The 16,096-nt window shown below is 61.7% G+C and carries 16 protein-coding genes; 9 read left to right on the top strand and 7 right to left on the bottom strand.

What is annotated here, in order from left to right; genetic code table 11:
* Window positions 1-74: 74 nt before the first annotated feature.
* Window positions 75-1,301 carry a 5-aminolevulinate synthase gene (gene hemA / locus WDB86_RS17885; RefSeq protein ID WP_330629298.1) on the bottom strand — a complete coding sequence of 409 codons (1,227 nt, stop codon included), beginning with the start codon at window positions 1,299-1,301 and terminating at the stop codon, window positions 75-77.
* Window positions 1,302-1,564: 263 nt separating this feature from the next.
* Here hemA and WDB86_RS17880 point away from each other — a divergent pair, with 263 nt between their 5' ends.
* Window positions 1,565-2,941, top strand: coding sequence for a dipeptidase (locus WDB86_RS17880; RefSeq protein WP_341485977.1), 1,377 nt, complete (start codon window positions 1,565-1,567; stop codon window positions 2,939-2,941).
* Window positions 2,942-3,002: 61 nt separating this feature from the next.
* Here WDB86_RS17880 and WDB86_RS17875 read toward each other — a convergent pair whose 3' ends face one another.
* On the bottom strand, window positions 3,003-3,908 hold the full coding sequence (locus WDB86_RS17875; protein WP_330629300.1) for a LysR family transcriptional regulator: 906 nt from the start codon (window positions 3,906-3,908) through the stop codon (window positions 3,003-3,005).
* 155 nt (window positions 3,909-4,063) lie between these two features.
* Here WDB86_RS17875 and WDB86_RS17870 point away from each other — a divergent pair, with 155 nt between their 5' ends.
* The 4 genes from WDB86_RS17870 to WDB86_RS17855 all read left to right on the top strand — a co-directional run bounded on the left by WDB86_RS17870 (window position 4,064) and on the right by WDB86_RS17855 (window position 8,171).
* A complete protein-coding gene (locus WDB86_RS17870; protein WP_330629301.1) occupies window positions 4,064-4,225 on the top strand; it encodes a hypothetical protein in 162 nt (53 codons plus the stop codon).
* Between the two features lie 11 nt (window positions 4,226-4,236).
* Window positions 4,237-5,712: a cytosine permease gene (locus tag WDB86_RS17865; protein WP_341485976.1), complete on the top strand. Its 1,476-nt coding sequence runs from the start codon at window positions 4,237-4,239 to the stop codon at window positions 5,710-5,712.
* Entirely contained in the window at window positions 5,705-6,655 is a 951-nt protein-coding gene (gene speB / locus WDB86_RS17860; protein WP_330629303.1) for an agmatinase, read from the top strand. Before WDB86_RS17865 ends, speB begins: the two co-directional genes overlap by 8 nt.
* 73 nt (window positions 6,656-6,728) lie before the next feature.
* Window positions 6,729-8,171, top strand: a complete 1,443-nt coding sequence (locus WDB86_RS17855) for an aldehyde dehydrogenase family protein (RefSeq protein ID WP_341485975.1) — start codon at window positions 6,729-6,731, stop codon at window positions 8,169-8,171.
* Between the two features lie 227 nt (window positions 8,172-8,398).
* On the opposite strand, the gene nhaC is transcribed toward WDB86_RS17855, so the two are convergent.
* The 3 genes from nhaC to rocF form a co-directional block, all read right to left on the bottom strand.
* Window positions 8,399-9,847 carry a Na+/H+ antiporter NhaC gene (nhaC, locus tag WDB86_RS17850; RefSeq protein WP_330629305.1) on the bottom strand — a complete coding sequence of 483 codons (1,449 nt, stop codon included), beginning with the start codon at window positions 9,845-9,847 and terminating at the stop codon, window positions 8,399-8,401.
* A 212-nt stretch (window positions 9,848-10,059) separates the two neighbouring features.
* Entirely contained in the window at window positions 10,060-11,121 is a 1,062-nt protein-coding gene (locus WDB86_RS17845) for an ornithine cyclodeaminase (RefSeq protein ID WP_406737087.1), read from the bottom strand.
* Window positions 11,121-12,050 (bottom strand): arginase, encoded by a 930-nt coding sequence (gene rocF, locus WDB86_RS17840; RefSeq protein ID WP_339109866.1) that lies wholly within the window; start codon window positions 12,048-12,050, stop codon window positions 11,121-11,123. The genes WDB86_RS17845 and rocF overlap by 1 nt, the downstream gene beginning before the upstream one ends.
* A 120-nt stretch (window positions 12,051-12,170) precedes the next feature.
* On the opposite strand from rocF, the gene WDB86_RS17835 reads away from it, so the two are divergent.
* A complete protein-coding gene (locus WDB86_RS17835; protein WP_330629307.1) occupies window positions 12,171-12,632 on the top strand; it encodes an Lrp/AsnC family transcriptional regulator in 462 nt (153 codons plus the stop codon).
* 66 nt (window positions 12,633-12,698) lie between these two features.
* Here the strand turns inward: WDB86_RS17835 and WDB86_RS17830 are convergent, their stop codons facing one another.
* Window positions 12,699-13,280 carry a TetR/AcrR family transcriptional regulator gene (locus WDB86_RS17830; protein WP_330629308.1) on the bottom strand — a complete coding sequence of 194 codons (582 nt, stop codon included), beginning with the start codon at window positions 13,278-13,280 and terminating at the stop codon, window positions 12,699-12,701.
* A 161-nt stretch (window positions 13,281-13,441) separates the two neighbouring features.
* Between WDB86_RS17830 and WDB86_RS17825 the strand changes: the two genes are divergently transcribed.
* From WDB86_RS17825 to WDB86_RS17815, 3 genes are read left to right on the top strand one after another with little or no spacing between them, the layout of a single operon-like run.
* Entirely contained in the window at window positions 13,442-14,119 is a 678-nt protein-coding gene (locus tag WDB86_RS17825) for a PspA/IM30 family protein (protein WP_341485974.1), read from the top strand.
* 25 nt (window positions 14,120-14,144) lie between these two features.
* Window positions 14,145-14,420, top strand: coding sequence for a YiaA/YiaB family inner membrane protein (locus WDB86_RS17820; RefSeq protein ID WP_330629310.1), 276 nt, complete (start codon window positions 14,145-14,147; stop codon window positions 14,418-14,420).
* A gap of 60 nt (window positions 14,421-14,480) precedes the next feature.
* Window positions 14,481-15,491 (top strand): DUF4105 domain-containing protein, encoded by a 1,011-nt coding sequence (locus WDB86_RS17815; protein WP_406737086.1) that lies wholly within the window; start codon window positions 14,481-14,483, stop codon window positions 15,489-15,491.
* Between the two features lie 3 nt (window positions 15,492-15,494).
* Here the strand turns inward: WDB86_RS17815 and WDB86_RS17810 are convergent, their stop codons facing one another.
* Window positions 15,495-15,956 (bottom strand): Lrp/AsnC family transcriptional regulator, encoded by a 462-nt coding sequence (locus WDB86_RS17810; RefSeq protein WP_330629634.1) that lies wholly within the window; start codon window positions 15,954-15,956, stop codon window positions 15,495-15,497.
* Window positions 15,957-16,096 lie beyond the last annotated feature (140 nt).

The raw sequence follows: 16,096 nt of genomic DNA, 5'->3' as shown, positions 1-16,096 counted from the left end.
CCGATTCGGTTTACTCCGAACTGGTTATCGCAAAGTTATCACAGGCTAGAGAGGTTTACACCGCTAGTTATCGGTCAACCCGCCATTTCGGCGCGATTTAGCTCACAGCGCGACCAGAGGCTATCCAGCGCCCGCACCAGCCCGTCGATCTCCTTGAGCGAGTGCACGGGCGAGGGCGTGAAGCGCAGCCGCTCGGTGCCGCGCGGCACGGTCGGATAGTTGATCGGCTGGACGTAAACGCCGAATTCTTCCAGCAGCATATCCGACAACGCCTTGCAATGCTTGGGATTTCCGACATGAACCGGAACGATATGGCTGCCACGGTCAATGAAGGGAAGCCCCATCGCCTTCAGGCGGGTTTTCAGGATACGTGCATGCTCTTGCTGTTTGTCACGCAGGGCCTGCCCCTCTGCCGTCTTCAGGAAAGCGATCGATGCCGCAGCCCCTGCCGCCACAACCGGAGGTAGCGAAGTTGTGAAGATGAAGCCCGGCGCATAGGACCGGATCGCATCCACCATTTTCGCCGAGGCCGCGATATAGCCGCCAAACACACCGAAGGCCTTGCCCAGCGTGCCGTTGAAAATGTCAATGCGGGTCTCGCCGATCGCCTCGGCATAGCCTGCCCCGCGCGGGCCATACATGCCCACGGCATGCACCTCGTCCAGATAGGTCAGCGCGTTGAACTCTTGTGCCAGATCACAGATTTCCTTGATCGGCCCGAAATCGCCATCCATCGAATAGACCGACTCGAAGGCAATCAGCTTGGGCGCTGCCGGATCATCGGCGGCCAGAAGCTCGCGCAGATGGGCCAGATCATTGTGACGGAAGATCCGCTTGGCCCCGCCATTGCGGCGGATGCCCTCGATCATGGAGGCGTGGTTCAGCTCGTCCGAATAGATGATCAGACCGGGAAAGAGGCTGCGCAGCGTCGAGAGCGTGCCGTCATTGGCGATATAGGCCGACGAAAAGACCAGCGCGGCTTCCTTGTCATGCAGATCCGCCAGCTCGGCTTCGAGACGTTTGTGATAGACGGTCGTGCCCGAGATGTTGCGCGTGCCGCCCGAACCGGCCCCTGTCGCGTCAAGCGCCTCGTGCATGGCTTCCAGAACCACCGGATGCTGCCCCATGCCCAGATAGTCGTTGCCGCACCAGATCGTAATCTCGTGCTTCGTGCCATCATCTTTCGTCCATGTGGCTTTCGGATAGGCCCCTTTTTCGCGTTCAAGGTCGATAAAGACGCGATAGCGGCCTTCTTCGTGAAGCCGGTTGATCGCTGTGTCCAAAGCCTGATCGTAATTCATGGGTTCTGTCCTTGCATCCGTTCGCTGGGTCAGCGTTAGGCCTCTTTAGCACGCCTTACATTGACAAAGGTCAAATTACAGATGCGTGTTTTCAAAGGCTGCTCTTTAAATACGCAATTTTAGAATGATTTCAAATGCACCTATGGTCGCAGCCTATGCATATATGGCAAAGCCGCCATGCCCGTGCTTTGCGCCCGCCTGGGCGGGCGGCACTGGACAGTGCCGCACACGCTGCTAGGGTCGGCCCAAACAAGGAGTATGTGATGTCTGTGGATGCTGTCCTGAACCAAGTCGATGCCGATCTCGACAATGCCATGAACCGCCTGATGGAGCTTTTGCGCATCCAGTCGATTTCCACCGATCCGGCCTGTAAGCCCGAGGTCGCCAAGGCGGCGGAATGGCTGGTGAAGGATCTTCAATCTATTGGCTTCAAGGCAGAAATCCGCCCCACCACAGGCCATCCGATGGTTGTCGCCCGCCATGAGGGCGCAGGCCCGCATCTGCTGTTTTACGGCCATTACGACGTGCAGCCCGTCGACCCGCTGGCCCTGTGGAACACGCCGCCCTTCGAGCCGCAGATCGAGGATACCGCCAAGGGCAAAGTGATCCGTGGCCGTGGGGCGTCGGATGACAAGGGCCAGTTGATGACCTTCATCGAGGCCTGCCGCGCCTATAAAGCGGCCACTGGCACCCTGCCCGGCAATATTACAATTTTCTTTGAAGGCGAGGAAGAATCGGGGTCGCCCTCGCTTGTGCCTTTCATGAAAGACAATGCCGCCGAACTGACAGCCGATCTGGCGCTGATCTGCGACACCGGCATGGTGTCCCCGGGAGTGCCGACAATCGCAGGCAGTCTGCGCGGGATGCTGAAAGAAGAATTCACGCTGAAAGGTCCGCGCATCGACCTGCATTCGGGCTTTTATGGCGGGCCTGCGCTCAATCCGCTGCGCGAAATCTCGAAGCTGATCGCCTCGCTGCATGACGAGACGGGCCGTGTCGCGGTGGACGGGTTCTATGAGGGTGTCTCCGAGGTTCCGGCAGAGCAACTCGCCATGTGGAAGACCTGCGGTTTTGACGAGGCCGCTTATCTGGGCGGTGTCGGCATGACGAAGGCGCATGGCGAAGAGGGGTATTCGACGCTCGAGCAGCAATGGTCGCGCCCGACGGTCGAAATCAACGGCCTCTGGGGCGGCTATCAGGGCGCGGGCTCGAAAACCGTGATCCCCGCCGAGGCCCATTGCAAGATCACCTGCCGTCTGGTGGGGGATATGGACCCCGTCGATGTGCGGGCGAAACTGCGCGCGCATCTGGAAGCGCGCGTGCCGCAGGATGCCGAAATTCACTGGGATAGCAGCCTTGACGGGGCGAAAGCCGCCTTCATGGACACCTCCCGCCCCGAATTCGAGAAAGCGCGTCTTGCGCTGACCGATGAATGGGACCGCGAGGCGGTGATTACCGGCATGGGCGGGTCCATTCCGATTGCGGGCTATTTCAAGGATATCCTCGGCATGGATGCGATGCTGATCGGCTTTGCCAATGAGGATGACGCCATTCACAGCCCGAACGAGAAATACGACGTGACAAGCTTCCATAAGGGCATCCGGTCCTGGGTGCGTATTCTGGACCGCCTCAACGGCTGACCCTTCACGGCTTTACGGCAAACCCGCGGGGCGGAGGCCATGGCCCCTGCCCCGCGCGGCCTCAACGCCGTTTCTTGGCCTGCACGGCCAGATCGCGCAGATGGCGCATCGCGGCGGTGTCGCGCTGTCCGGCCCGCGAGATCAGCGAGACCTCGAAGGTGACCGAATAGTTATCCGTCACGCGCCGGATCTCGTTGCGGGTCACGAAAGAGGCCGCTGCATGCGAGGGCAGATAGCCCAGCACCGGCAGCGCACTCAGGATCACCCCCACCGCTTCCAGATTGGCTGCCGTGGCGGCGGCAGGCCCCAAGGCCAGCGGGAAACCCGCTTCGGGGTCCAGCCGGTAGCTCCGGCGCACCCATCGCTGCGCTTCCAACGTCTCGGCATCATAGTCCTGCGGCGCATCCTTGAAAAACGGGTGGAGCGGGCCGCAATGGATAAACTGGCGCTCTTTATAAAGCGGCAGGCGGTCATATTGTGCATCCGACGCCGGAAACGCCCCGATGGCCATATCGAGACTTTTATTCAGGATCTGGTCCACCAGCACCGACTGGATATCCTGCACCACCTGCAAATTGACCTCGGGCGCAAGCTCGTGAAAGCCGCGCAGCAGTCTCGAAACCGAAAAACTGGGCGTGTTCGACAGATGGTCCATCAGCCCCAGCCGCAATGTGCCCACGGTCTTGTTGGTCAGCGCCGCGGCCGTCTGGGTGAAGCTTTCCACCGCCAGATTAAGCCGCGCGCTGGCCTCCAGAAGGGTGCGCCCCCGCTCGGTCAGGCGCAGCCCGCCGGGCCCCCTGTCGCACAGCCGGAACCCCAGACGGCGCTCCAGATTGGCGATCTGCACACTGATGGTGGATTGCCGGACATCTAACTTTCGTTCAGCCGCGGCAAAGCTTCCGCATGCACAAATCGTCTGAAATACGTGCAAAGCGCGTAAATCTGCCCCTGTCAGGTCAGTTAGCATCGGCCCCCCGAAAATAAGCATTGATGTTTATCTATGAATTCTTTCGTCCGCAAATGATAGCCCCCTGTCGGCAGAGCTGATAGCCCGAAGCTCTCAATGACAAAGATGATGCGCCGCTTTGCGGTCAAGACATCATCATGCAACAGGATAATGGTATGAAACTTTCCCCCGAGATGCGGGCCGAGCTGAGCTATCGGCTTGAGCGCAAACAGCAAGAGGCCGCAACCGACCCCGCCCTGCGCCCGCTGCCCAAAGCCGATTGGCTCGTCCTTTTCGCGATCACCGCCCTCGCCCTTCTGGCGGCGCTGGTTCTGTAAGGGAGGCGCGCATGACATCGGCATCTTCCCTCCCGTCCCGCTCAGCCCTGCCCGGCGCCCATCACGGGGCGATGCGCGACTGTCTTCCGGTGCTGGCCGAAGACCGCAGCTGGGGCCTTCTGGATTTCGTCTGGGTCCAGAGCGGGCTGGCCATCGCCACATGGGCCTTTCTCTTTGGCGGTGTGACCGCCCTTTTTGTCGGCTTCTATGACGGGCTCTGGACAATGCTCGTGGGCAATATCCTCGGCGCGGTCGTGATGATGATGGCCTCGGCGATCATGACCTGCAAATGGGGCACCGAGCATTTCGTGATGCAGCGGGCCATTTACGGCGCAATCGGTGTGCTGGTGCTGGCCATCGGTCTGATCGCGCCCTTCATTCTGGGCTGGACCACCATTCTGGCGCTGATGTTCGGACGCGCCTCGACACAGGTGATCAGCTATATCGGCGGCACCGATCTGAGCGGCAACACCACCGTGATCACCGGCTTTGCCTTTGCGGCTCTGGCCTTTGCATGGCTGATCGTGGCCAAGGGCGACAAGGCCGTGCGGCTTCTCAACCGTTTTGTGGCACCGGGCCTGATCGTGATGAGCGCGATCCTGTTCGCGATGATCTTCACACAGCATAGCTGGGCCGAAATCGTGGCCGCAGCCCCCATCGACCCCGCCGCAAGCCACGCCACCAACCTGATGCTGGCCATCGAACTCAATATTGCCGCCGGTGCGGGCTGGTGGTGCGCGGTGGGCAATATCGCCCGCGGTGCCAGAACCCAGCGCAGCGCCACTTGGGGCAGTTTCATCGGGTTGGTGCCGGTGGCGGTGCTGGCGCAGATGGTGGGTCTGACGGCGGCGCTGGTGATGGGCGATAGCGACCCGACCGTGTGGATGCTGCCGATTGTCGGCCCTGCCGTGGGGGCGGTCCTGCTGGCCTTTCTGGCCTTCGCCAACCTCACCAGCATGTCGAGCTTCGTCTTCTCGGGCGCGCAGACCTTTACCCAGCATCTGGGCAGCTGGACCCAGCGGATCGGCTGGACCGCCCTGACGGGGGCCATGTTCGCCATCTGCGCGCTGTTGATCCTGTTCACCGCCAGCGAGCTTTATGACCGCTTCTTCGTCTTTGTCGCATGGACACAGGCCGTGCTGATCTCGGCCATCGGCATTGTCATTGCCGATTACTATATCCTGCGGCGGCAATGGGTCGATCTGGAGGCGCTTTATACCACAGGGCCGCAGGGGCGCTATCACTTCTGGGCGGGCATCAACCCTGCACCGCTGGTCGCTCTGGCCGCAGGGATTGCCACCTATGCCGCGCTTTTCGACCCCTATGCCCTTGTCGGCAACGCTGTGTTCACCGCGTTTTCGGCCTCGATCCCCGCCTTCATGGCCGCCTTCCTCTGCCACCTCCTGCTTTCGGTGCTTTGGGTCATTCCGGCAGGCAAAGGCGGCTATCGCAGTATTTCCGACCGTAAAGGACCACGTCATGACTAATTCTTCTGCGTTCAACCAGCCGCTGGGAGGCAACACGATGCCGCGCTTTGGCGGACCGGCCACGATGATGCGGCTGCCCGCTCAGGACAGCGCCAAGGGTCTGGACGCCTGTTTCGTGGGAATCCCGATGGATATCGGCGCCTCGAACCGCGCGGGCACCCGTTTCGGCCCGCGCCAGATCCGCGATGAAAGCCGGATGATCCGCCCCTATAACATGGCCACGGGGGCGGCCCCTTTCGAACGGATGCAGGTGGCCGATATCGGGGATGTCCCGATCAATACATTCGATCTGAAGAAATCCATCGGGATTATCGAAAGCTTCTATGACGAGATCCTGTCCCATGACACCATTCCGCTGACCCTGGGCGGCGATCATACGCTGACATGGCCGATCCTGCGCGCGATGCGCAAGAAACACGGGCCGGTTGCGCTGATCCATGTGGATGCCCATTCGGACACCAACGAGGACATGTTCGGCGAAACGGTGGCGCATGGCTGCCCGTTCCGCCGCGCATGGGAAGACGGCTGTCTGCTGAATGACCGCGTGACCCAGATCGGGCTCAGGGCGACAGGCTATGCGGCGGATGATTTCGACTGGGGCCGCCAGCAGGGCTGGCGCGTGGTGCAGGCCGAAGAGTGCTGGTACCAGTCCCTCAAGCCCCTGATGGAAGAGGTGCGCGCCCGCGTGGGCGATGCGCCGGTCTATCTGTCCTTCGATATCGACAGTCTCGATCCGGCCTTCGCACCGGGTACGGGCACTGTCGAGCCGGGCGGTCTGTCGACATGGCAGGCCTACGAAATCGTGCGTGGATGTGCGGGGCTCAATCTTGTGGGCTGCGATCTGGTCGAGGTCTCGCCGCCCTATGACCCCTCGGGCAACACCGCCGTGATTGCGGCCAATCTGCTCTACGAGATGCTCTGCGCCCTGCCCGCGCGCCGCTGACCCCGAAGCGCGGCCCTGTGGCAGATGCGATGCCACAGGGCCGCCCGTCCTTTTCCCGAAAGACCGTTAACGCATGACCGACCTTACCCACCGGCCCCGCCCGCTTTTCATTGATGGCCTCTGGCATGAAGGCCATGCCGAGGCACGGATCACGGTGATGGACCCCGCGACCTCCGAGATCTTTGCCCGTATCGGTGCCGCTGATCGTGACCAGACCGGCATGGCCTGCGCCGCCGCCGCGCGGGCATTTCCCGCATGGCGGTCTCTGACAGGGGCTGCGCGGGCGCAGGTTCTGGAGGGCTTTGCCCAAGGATTGCGGGCGCGCCATGCGGCGCTTGTGTCGTTGCAGATGCGCAATAATGGCAAACCGCGCGCCGAGGCCGAGCTGGATCTGGCCGATGCGGCGGCCTGCTTTGACTATTACGCGGGACTGGCGCGTGCGCTGGACAGTCCCGCCCCTGTGCAGGATCTGTCGGAGGACGGGCTGACTGGGCGGGGGCTTGCCCATGCTGTGGGGCCGGTCGGGCTGATCGTGCCGTGGAATTTCCCTCTGGTGACAAGCGCATGGAAAATTGCCCCGGCGCTGGCTGCGGGCTGTAGCGTGGTGCTGAAACTCTCGGAGATGACACCGCTGGCCGAACTGGTCTATGGCGATATCGCGGCCGAAATGGGCCTGCCCGCCGGTGTGCTGAACATTCTCACGGGCTTTGCCGAGGTCGGGCAGGCGCTTTGCGACCATCCGCAGATTGCCAAACTGTCGTTTACCGGCTCGAACCCCGTGGGCGCGCAGGTGATGGAAGCCGCCGCGCGCAGGATCGTGCCGGTCTCGCTTGAGCTGGGTGGAAAATCCCCGATTGTGGTCATGGCCGATGCCGATCCGGCGCGGGCGGCAGAGCTGGTGCTGGACGGGATCTTCATGAATGCGGGCCAGATGTGTTCGGCCACCTCGCGGCTGATCGTCGAGGCTCCGATCGCGCCGGATCTGATTGATGCCGTGGTCGAGGGCGCGCGGGCACGCCGCCTTGGCGCGCCGGACGGGGCACAGATGGGGCCGATCACCACTGCGCCGCAATACCGCCATGTGCTGGAGCATTTCGCCCGCGCCAAGGCCGAAGGCGCGCGATGTCTGACCGGCGGTGCCGCGCGCACGGATCTGGCCGGACAATTCGTCGCGCCGACGGTTTATGCGGATGTGCCGACAGACAGCTTCCTCTGGCGTGCGGAACTCTTCGGGCCGATCCTGTCTGTCCGGCAGGCCGCATCGGAGCATGAGGCCATCGCGCTGGCCAATGATACGGAATTCGGGTTGGCCGCGACGGTGGTGACCGCCGACGCCGCGCGCGGCCAGCGGATAGCCAGCCAGATCGCCGCAGGCCATATCTGGGTCAACGCGCCACAGATCATCCTGCCGCAAAGCCAGTGGGGCGGCTTCCGCGCCAGCGGCATCGGGCGCGAATTGGGACCGGCCGGATTGCAGGCCTATCAACAGCGCAGCTTTATCACCACACAGGGCTAGACCGCCCGCCTTCCCTGCCTTTCCCCGAGTTGCGGGCCCTGCCGGAAGCGGGGCCCGCAATTTTATATCCGCCCCTTCCGGTGACGGGCCTCGGGTGTGCGGCAAGGGCCCTATCTCTTCAGGCAGGGGTCTCGGGCCTCCCGCCGCCCGAATGAGAGTAACCCAAATGAGAACAGGCGGGGAGATCCCCGCCTGTTCTGCGTCCGTTTGACCGGATCGTGGCTTGCTCAGGCTTCCTCGGCCACGGGCTCGGCGCCCTCGGCGGCAACGGGCTCGGCCTCGTCCTTGGCAAGCGGGGTGATGGTCCAGCCCATATAGCCAAACAGCACCGTCACCAGCGGCGAGAGCCAGCAGAAGAAGGTGAAGGGCAGATAGGCCAGCGTCGCAACGCCCAGCGTGGTCGCCTGATAGGCCCCGCAGGAGTTCCACGGCACCAGAACCGAGGTGACCGTGCCGCTATCCTCGATGGCGCGCGACAGGTTCTGCGGTGCCAGCCCACGGGCACGGTAGGCATCGGCATAGCTGCGGCCACTGATCACGATCGACATATACTGGTCACAGAGCACCAGATTGGCGCCGACTGCGGTCAAAACGGTGGACAGGATCAGCGAACCGGTCGATTTCGCCCGCGACAGGATATGCAACGCCACGACACGGATCTGGCCGGTACGTTCCATCACGCCGCCAAACATCATCGCAACGAGGATGATCGACACGGTATACAGCATGCTTTGCATCCCGCCGCGCGAGAGAAGGCTGTCAACATCCTCGACCCCCGTGCTTGCGCTGAACCCGTTGAACGAGACCGTCATCAGATGCGCGAAATCCGCGCCTTGGAAAATGACACCGCACAGGGCACCGGCCAGAATCCCGACCGTAATCCCCGGAATGGCGGGCAGTTTGCGATAGCTGACCAGCATCACCAGCACCGGCGGCAGAAGCAGGATCGGCGAGATGGTGAAGTTCTGTTCAAGCGTGCTGAGAATGGTCTGGATACGGGTCAGGTCGACGGCGGTCGCGCTGTAATGCAGGCCCAGACCGATCTCGATCAGCAGCGTCAGGGTGATGGTGACGCCGGTGGTGTAGGTCATATGGCGGATATGGGTGAACAGGTCGGTGCCCGCCATCGCCGGAGCCAGATTGGTGGTATCGGACAGCGGCGACATCTTGTCCCCGAAATAGGCCCCCGACAGGACGGCCCCTGCAACGATGGGCAGCGGGAAGCCCAGACCGGCCCCGACCCCCATCAGTGCCACGCCGATGGTCCCTGCCGTGCCCCAGCTGGAACCGGTGGCCAGTGACGAGATCGAGCAGATCACCAGTGTCGCGGGCAGGAAGACGCTGGGCGACAGCACCGTCAGCCCGTAATAGATCAGCGTCGGCACCACACCGGCAAGGATCCAGACGCCGATCAAGATCCCCACGACCAGCAAAATCATGATTGCGGGCAGGGCATTCGAGATGCCACGGACCATGCCCTGTTCGATATCATGCCATTTGAACCCTGCCCGCACCCCGATCAGGCTGGCGGCAATGACCCCCAGCAACATGGGCACTTGCGGGTCGAGCCCGTAGAGCACGATTGAAACACCGATTCCGACGGTAAGCGAAAGCAAGGAGAACACCGCTTCCCACAATTTGGGAAGGCGCGCCCCTTCGGGCAGGTCTGGCATCATCGACTAATTCCCTGTCTAGGCCCGAACGGCGGGCCCCTGTCTGACGCCCCTATTGCGGGGCTGTTGTGGTTTAGGACCCGAGGATGGAATCCTCCAGCCCTTTTCGGGGCGTTGCAGCCGGAAATTTCAGGCGACAACGCAGGTTGTGAACGCTTTCGCCCCTCACCGCATGTACAGGATGTCGCCCTGATGCGGGTGCGGGGCGCGCAGGCTCAGTTCGCGGGGGCCACTTCGGCGCGCGTGACCATGCCGAACAGATCGCGCGGATCATCGGGGTCTGCCAGCATGTCGAGGCGCTCGGAGAACGCGGTGCCCGCAACCTTGTCGCGCACGTAACGCAGCGCCGAGAAATCCTCGATGGCAAAGCCCACGCTATCGAACAGCGTCAGCTGTTTCGCATCGCGACGGCCGGGGATCTCGCCGCGCATGACCTGCCACAGCTCGGTCACCGGATAATCGTCATCCAAGGCCTGGATCTCGCCCTCGATGCGCGTTTGCTCGGGATATTCCACAAAGATGTCGGACCGCAGCAGGATGTCGCGATGCAGTTCCGTCTTGCCGGGGCAATCGCCGCCGATGGCGTTGATATGCTGACCCGCGCCGACCATGTTGTCGGTCAGGATCGTGGCATATTGTTTGTCTGCGGTGCAGGTCGTGATGACATGCGCGCCTTCCACAGCTTCCTGCGCCGAACGGCAGGTCACCACCTCGAAGCCGCGCGCCACAAGGTTGCGCTGCGCTTTTTCGGTCGCTTTCGAATCGATGTCATACAGGCGCAGCGTGTTGATCCCGCAGAGCGCGCGGAACGCCATCGCCTGGAACTCGCATTGCGCGCCATTGCCGATCATCGCCATCACCGAGGCGTCTTTGGGGGCCAGATAGGTTGCCACCAGAGCCGAGGTGGCCGCCGTGCGTAGCGCGGTCAGCACCGTCATTTCGGTCAGCAGCACCGGATAGCCCGTCGTGACTTCCGACAGAACGCCGAATGCGGTCACGGTCTGGTGGCCGGTTTTGGTGTTCTTGGGGTGGCCGTTGACATATTTGAAGCCGTAAAGCGACTTGTCTGCCGTCGGCATAAGTTCGATCACACCGCCGGGCACATGCGATGCCACGCGCGGGGTCTTGTCGAATTCCGGCCAGCGCTTGAAGTCTTCTTCAATATAGACGGCCAGTTCTTTCAGAAAATCTTCGATTCCGATGTGGTTCACGAGGCCCATCATATTTTCTACGGAAACGAACGGCACATAGGCCAATGCGGAAGGCGCGAGTGTCATCAGCCAAAACTCCTTGTCATACGGTCCATTACGCGGCGGCCGAACAGGCTCGCCGTGAGATCACATAGCAGCACGGCCGTCCGGCCGCGTTCGTCGAGGAACGGGTTCAGCTCGACCAGATCGAGCGAGGTCACAAGCCCGCTGTCGCAAAGCGTTTCCATGATCAGATGCGCTTCGCGGAAGGTGGCGCCGCCGGGCACGGTGGTGCCGACCGCCGGTGCGATCGACGGGTCGAGGAAATCGACATCGAAAGACAGGTGCAGCATACCATTGGCCGCCTTCACCCGTTCAAGGAAGGCCTGCAGCGGCGGCAGCACACCGGTTTCGTCGATGGCGCGCATGTCATGCACTTCCAGACCGATCTTCTTGATGCGCTCACGCTCGGCCTGATCGACAGAGCGGATCCCCATCATGCAGATATTGGCGGGATCAACGGCATGGCCCAAAGCCGGATAGGCCTCGCAATCTTCCTGCGCCGTGAAATAGGCCGCAGGCGTCCCATGCAGGTTGCCGCTTTCGGTGGTTGCCAGCGTATGCATGTCGGGATGCGCATCCAGCCAGAGCACGAACAGCGGACGTCCTTCATCGGCGGCACGACGCGCCATAGCCGGCACGGTGCCTGCCGCCATCGAGTGGTCGCCGCCCAGAAAGATCGGGACATCACAGGCTTTGCCTGCTTCGAATGCCGCTTTCTGCAGGGCCGTAATCCATGCCGAGGTCTCGGCCAGATGGTGCAGCGCCGGATTGGCATGGGTCTGCGGTGCGACCGGCGCAATGGTGACATCGCCCAGATCCGTCACATCCCAACCAAGCGCGCGTAGCTCGGAATCGATTTCGGCAGTCCGCAGGCTTGCAGGCCCCATCAGACAACCGCGCTGCGATGCGCCTGTTTCAATCGGCGCGCCAAGGATGGCGCAGGTTCTGGACATTGTCTCGTCCCCTCTTCGTCAAATCTTTTGTAAATCATGCACAGGAAAAGATCTTATTTGACAATTAAATTGACCATATAGAAAGTATATCTGATCATTTTGAAAATACTGATGGGCATAATGACGAGTTTACGAAAAAATGGTGACATCCTCGGGGCGGATATTTCGGCCAGCGACCACGCGCTGATCTCCGCCCTTCGCGACAATGCACGCATGTCGGTTACCGAGCTTGCGCAGGTCACCGGATTGTCGCGCACCACGGTGAAGGCGCGGCTTGACAGCCTCAAGGCCAGCGGGCGAATCCGCCGTTTTACCATTGAAACAGATGTGGATGTGGAAGGCGGGGTGCGCGCCATCACGATGGTCGAGCTGCAAGGCCGCATGTCGCGGCAGGTTGTGCATACGCTCTCGCGGATCAACGGCGTCAGCACCGTATGGTCAACCAACGGGGCATGGGATCTGGTGGTGGATATCCGCACCGACACCCTTGTGTCCTTCGACAAGGTGCTGCGTGCGATTCGCGAGGTGCCCGGGGTGATCAACTCGGAAAGCTCGCTGCTGCTGACCCATGTAGCAGGCTAGAGGCGCGCCCGCCGGAACGGGCGCACAGGATGCAGGGCCACAAAATGCAGGGGCCGGAAAGACGCCCTACCCGACCAGCGCGGTCACCAAAGCCGCCACTTCGGATTGCAGATGCTCGCGCGGGACGCCGACGAACCGCCCCTTGAACGACAGATGCACCACCCCCTGCACCGCCGCAAAAAGGGTGCGCCCACGCATGGAGAGCTGATCGCCGCTCAGTCCCGGCACCAGTTGCGACAGCGGGCCGTTGATCTGCGCGATCAACTGCTCGTGGTCCTGTTTGTGCCAGTCGGGGATGTCGCGCCCCTCGGGCAGACGATGCTCGAACAGCGCAATCCACAGCCGTTCATTCTGCGTGGCAAAGGCCACATAGGCATGCGCCAGAGCCAGAAGAGCCGCTTTGGCCGTCATATCGGGCCGCACCGCCTGCGCAAGCTCCTGCCCCAGACGCGCCAGCGTCTTGGAGTTGACGTGCAGCACGAGCATGTCGAGATCTTCCACCGCATTATATAGCGCCCCCAAAGCACATCCCGCCTGTGCGGTTACGGCCCGTGCCTTCAGCCCGCCCAGACCATGCTCCCTGATCTGGTCTTCGGCGGCTGTGATCAGGCGCTGCTTCAGATCTTCACGTTTTGCGTCTTTGTTCATAGGTCCTCGATTTTTTTGAACAGCGTTCACAAAAGGGCTTGAACATCGTTCATGACTCTCGTAAACAGTCCTCATGAACAGCGTTCATAACGAAAAACGAATGCAAGTCAACGCGTTCCACGGCGCACCCCGCGTCAGATAAGAAAGAAACGAGGTCTTCGATGTTCAAATTTATCAGCACGCTCGTTCGCGCCCGCAGCCATGATGCGGCCGAAGCCCTGAGCGATGCCAATGCCATGTCCATCCTGCGCCAGCAGTTGCGCGATGCGACCCAAGGGCTGGAGGCCGCCAAGCGCTCTGTGGCGGTGACAATGGCCTATGCCGAGCGCGAGAAAACGAATGCCCAACGGATCGAAGCGCAACTGGCCGATCTGGAAACCCGTGCCTGTGCGGCTTTGGCCCAAGACAAGCTGGATCTGGCGCAAGAGGCCGCCGAGGTGATTGCCCAGCTTGAAGAGGAGCGCGCCGTTAGCCAGCAGGCGATTGCGACCTATACCGCGCAGATCCGGAAATTGCGGGAAGAGATGTCGCTTGCGGAACAGCGCCTGCGCGCCCTGCAACGCGGCAAGCAACTGGCCGAGGCCACCGACCGCACCCAACGCCTGCGTGGCGCGGCCCCTGCCGGTGTGGTCTCCTCGATCGCCGAAGCCGAAGCGACGCTGAAGCGTCTGCAGGACCGCCAGTCCCTGACCGAAAGCACCGAAACCGCCCTTGCCGCGCTGTCGCTGCCCAACGAGGCCGAAACCACCCGCGACAGGCTGGCCGCAGCAGGCTGTGGCCCTGCCCAGAAATCCTCGGCCTCGGCGGTCCTTGACCGCCTGAAAGCCAAAGCCCAATAACCCTTATTCCCGAAGGAACAGACCCATGAACAATTACATCCCGCATGCTTCGAAAGCCTGGAACTACTTCACCTATTTCAACTTCGCTCTGGCCGCGATCATGATGGCTGGCGGGATTTACTCCCTTGAGGCCAGCTTTGCCGCGAAAGGGTTCTATAGCATGGCGGCCATCATGCTGGTCTATTCGACCGCCTCGATCACCAAAGCCCTGCGCGACAAGGAAGAAGCCGACCGGATCTATAACAAGCTCGAGGATGCCCGCACCGAGCGCCTGCTGTCCGAAAGCTCGCAACACGATTGATCCCGATAGCTGCCGGCCCGTCGACGGGCTGGTGGCTTGCTCCAGCCGATGGTGGTTCCCATGACCTTCTTTCTCAAAACCTTTCGTATCATCTGTTTCAGCCTTGTTCTTCTGGCTGCCACCGGCTGGAGCGCCTGCGCCCTTTGGTTCCATCTGGACGGACCGCTGCGGGTGGCCGCGCTCTGTCTTCTGGGCGGGGCCGCCTGCGGTCTCTGGGGGCTGCGCCTATGGCGCAAACGCTGGGCCTATGCCGGTTTTCTGGCCGCGGCCTGCATCATGGCCGGATGGTATAGCACGATCCTGCCCCGTCAGGACCGCGACTGGGCTCCGGAGGTATCGCGCGGGGTGATCGCCCGCCGCGACGGCGATCTGGTCCAACTGGCCAATATCCGCGATTTCGACTGGAAAACCCGCGACACCGCGACACCGCGCTGGATCACGCAGGAATATGACCTGACCCAGCTTGAACGGGTGGATATGCTGACATCGGTCTGGGACAATCCCGATATCGCCCATCTCATCGTCAGTTTCGGCTTTGCCGACGGGCGCGAGGTCGCCTTCTCTGTCGAAATCCGCCGCGAGGCCGGTGAAAGTTTCAATGAGCTGGGCGGGTTCTTCCGGCAGTTCGAAATGGTGCTGATTGCCGCCACCGAAGAGGATATCGTCAAGCTGCGCACGAATTACCGGCAGGAAACGGTCAGCCTCTATCCTGTGAACCTGACCGCTGCACAACGCCGCACGCTGTTCCTGTCCTATATCGACCTGGCGCAACAGCTTGAGGAAAAGCCTGCCTTCTACAATACGATCACCGCAAACTGCACGACAACCGTCTACCGGCTGGCCAAGACGCTGGATGCCGACCTGCCGTTGGGCAGCGATCTGATTTTCTCGGGACGCCTGCCCGAATATCTCGACCGTCTGGGCGTGCTGGACCCCGCCCCTTCGATGCAGGCCCGCCGCGCCAGTGCCGAGATCAGCGCCCGTGCCCGTGCCCTGCCGGAGGGCGGTGACTATTCGGCATGGGTGCGCCGCCCTCAACCGGAACCAGAGCCGCAACTGGCTGCACAATAACGCTCAGGTCTTCAGGTGATTGGTCGGTAGCGCGGTGGTGTATTTCACCTGATCCAGCGCGAAGCTGGAGCGGATATTGGCCACACCGGGGATCTGGGTAAGAAAATTCATCACCAGATCCTGATAGCGCAACAGATCCTCGACCACGACGCGCAGCATGAAATCCTCGGAACCGGTCATCAGATAGCATTCCATGATCTCGGGCCGGTTCCGGATGGCATCGGTAAAGGTCTTGAGCGTCTTTTTCTCCTGCTTTTCCAGCGTCACATGCACGAACACATTGACCAGCAAGCCAAGGCTCACCGGATCAACCAATGCGACCGACCCACGGATCACCCCTTTCTCGCGCATATCGGCCACCCGCCGCCAGCAGGGCGAGGCAGACAGATGTGCATGGGCGGCCAACTCGGCCGTGCTGAGTTCCGCATTCTGTTGCAGCGCCTCGAGAATGCGCAGGCTGGCCATATCCAGATCTTCGGGCTTGCGGTTCAATTTTTCCCTCATTGGCAGATAAGCGGTGAGATATACCTATAAACCGCCATTCCGCAGCAAGAAAGAACAGCTTCACCCGCGATGATACGAAAAGATGGGCCGAACCAGTCACA

The sequence above is a fragment of the Thioclava sp. GXIMD4215 genome (assembly GCF_045291555.1).
Taxonomy (GTDB): domain Bacteria; phylum Pseudomonadota; class Alphaproteobacteria; order Rhodobacterales; family Rhodobacteraceae; genus Thioclava; species Thioclava litoralis.
Note: the sequence above shows the minus strand (reverse complement) of the source record. Positions and strands in the feature narration are given on the sequence as shown.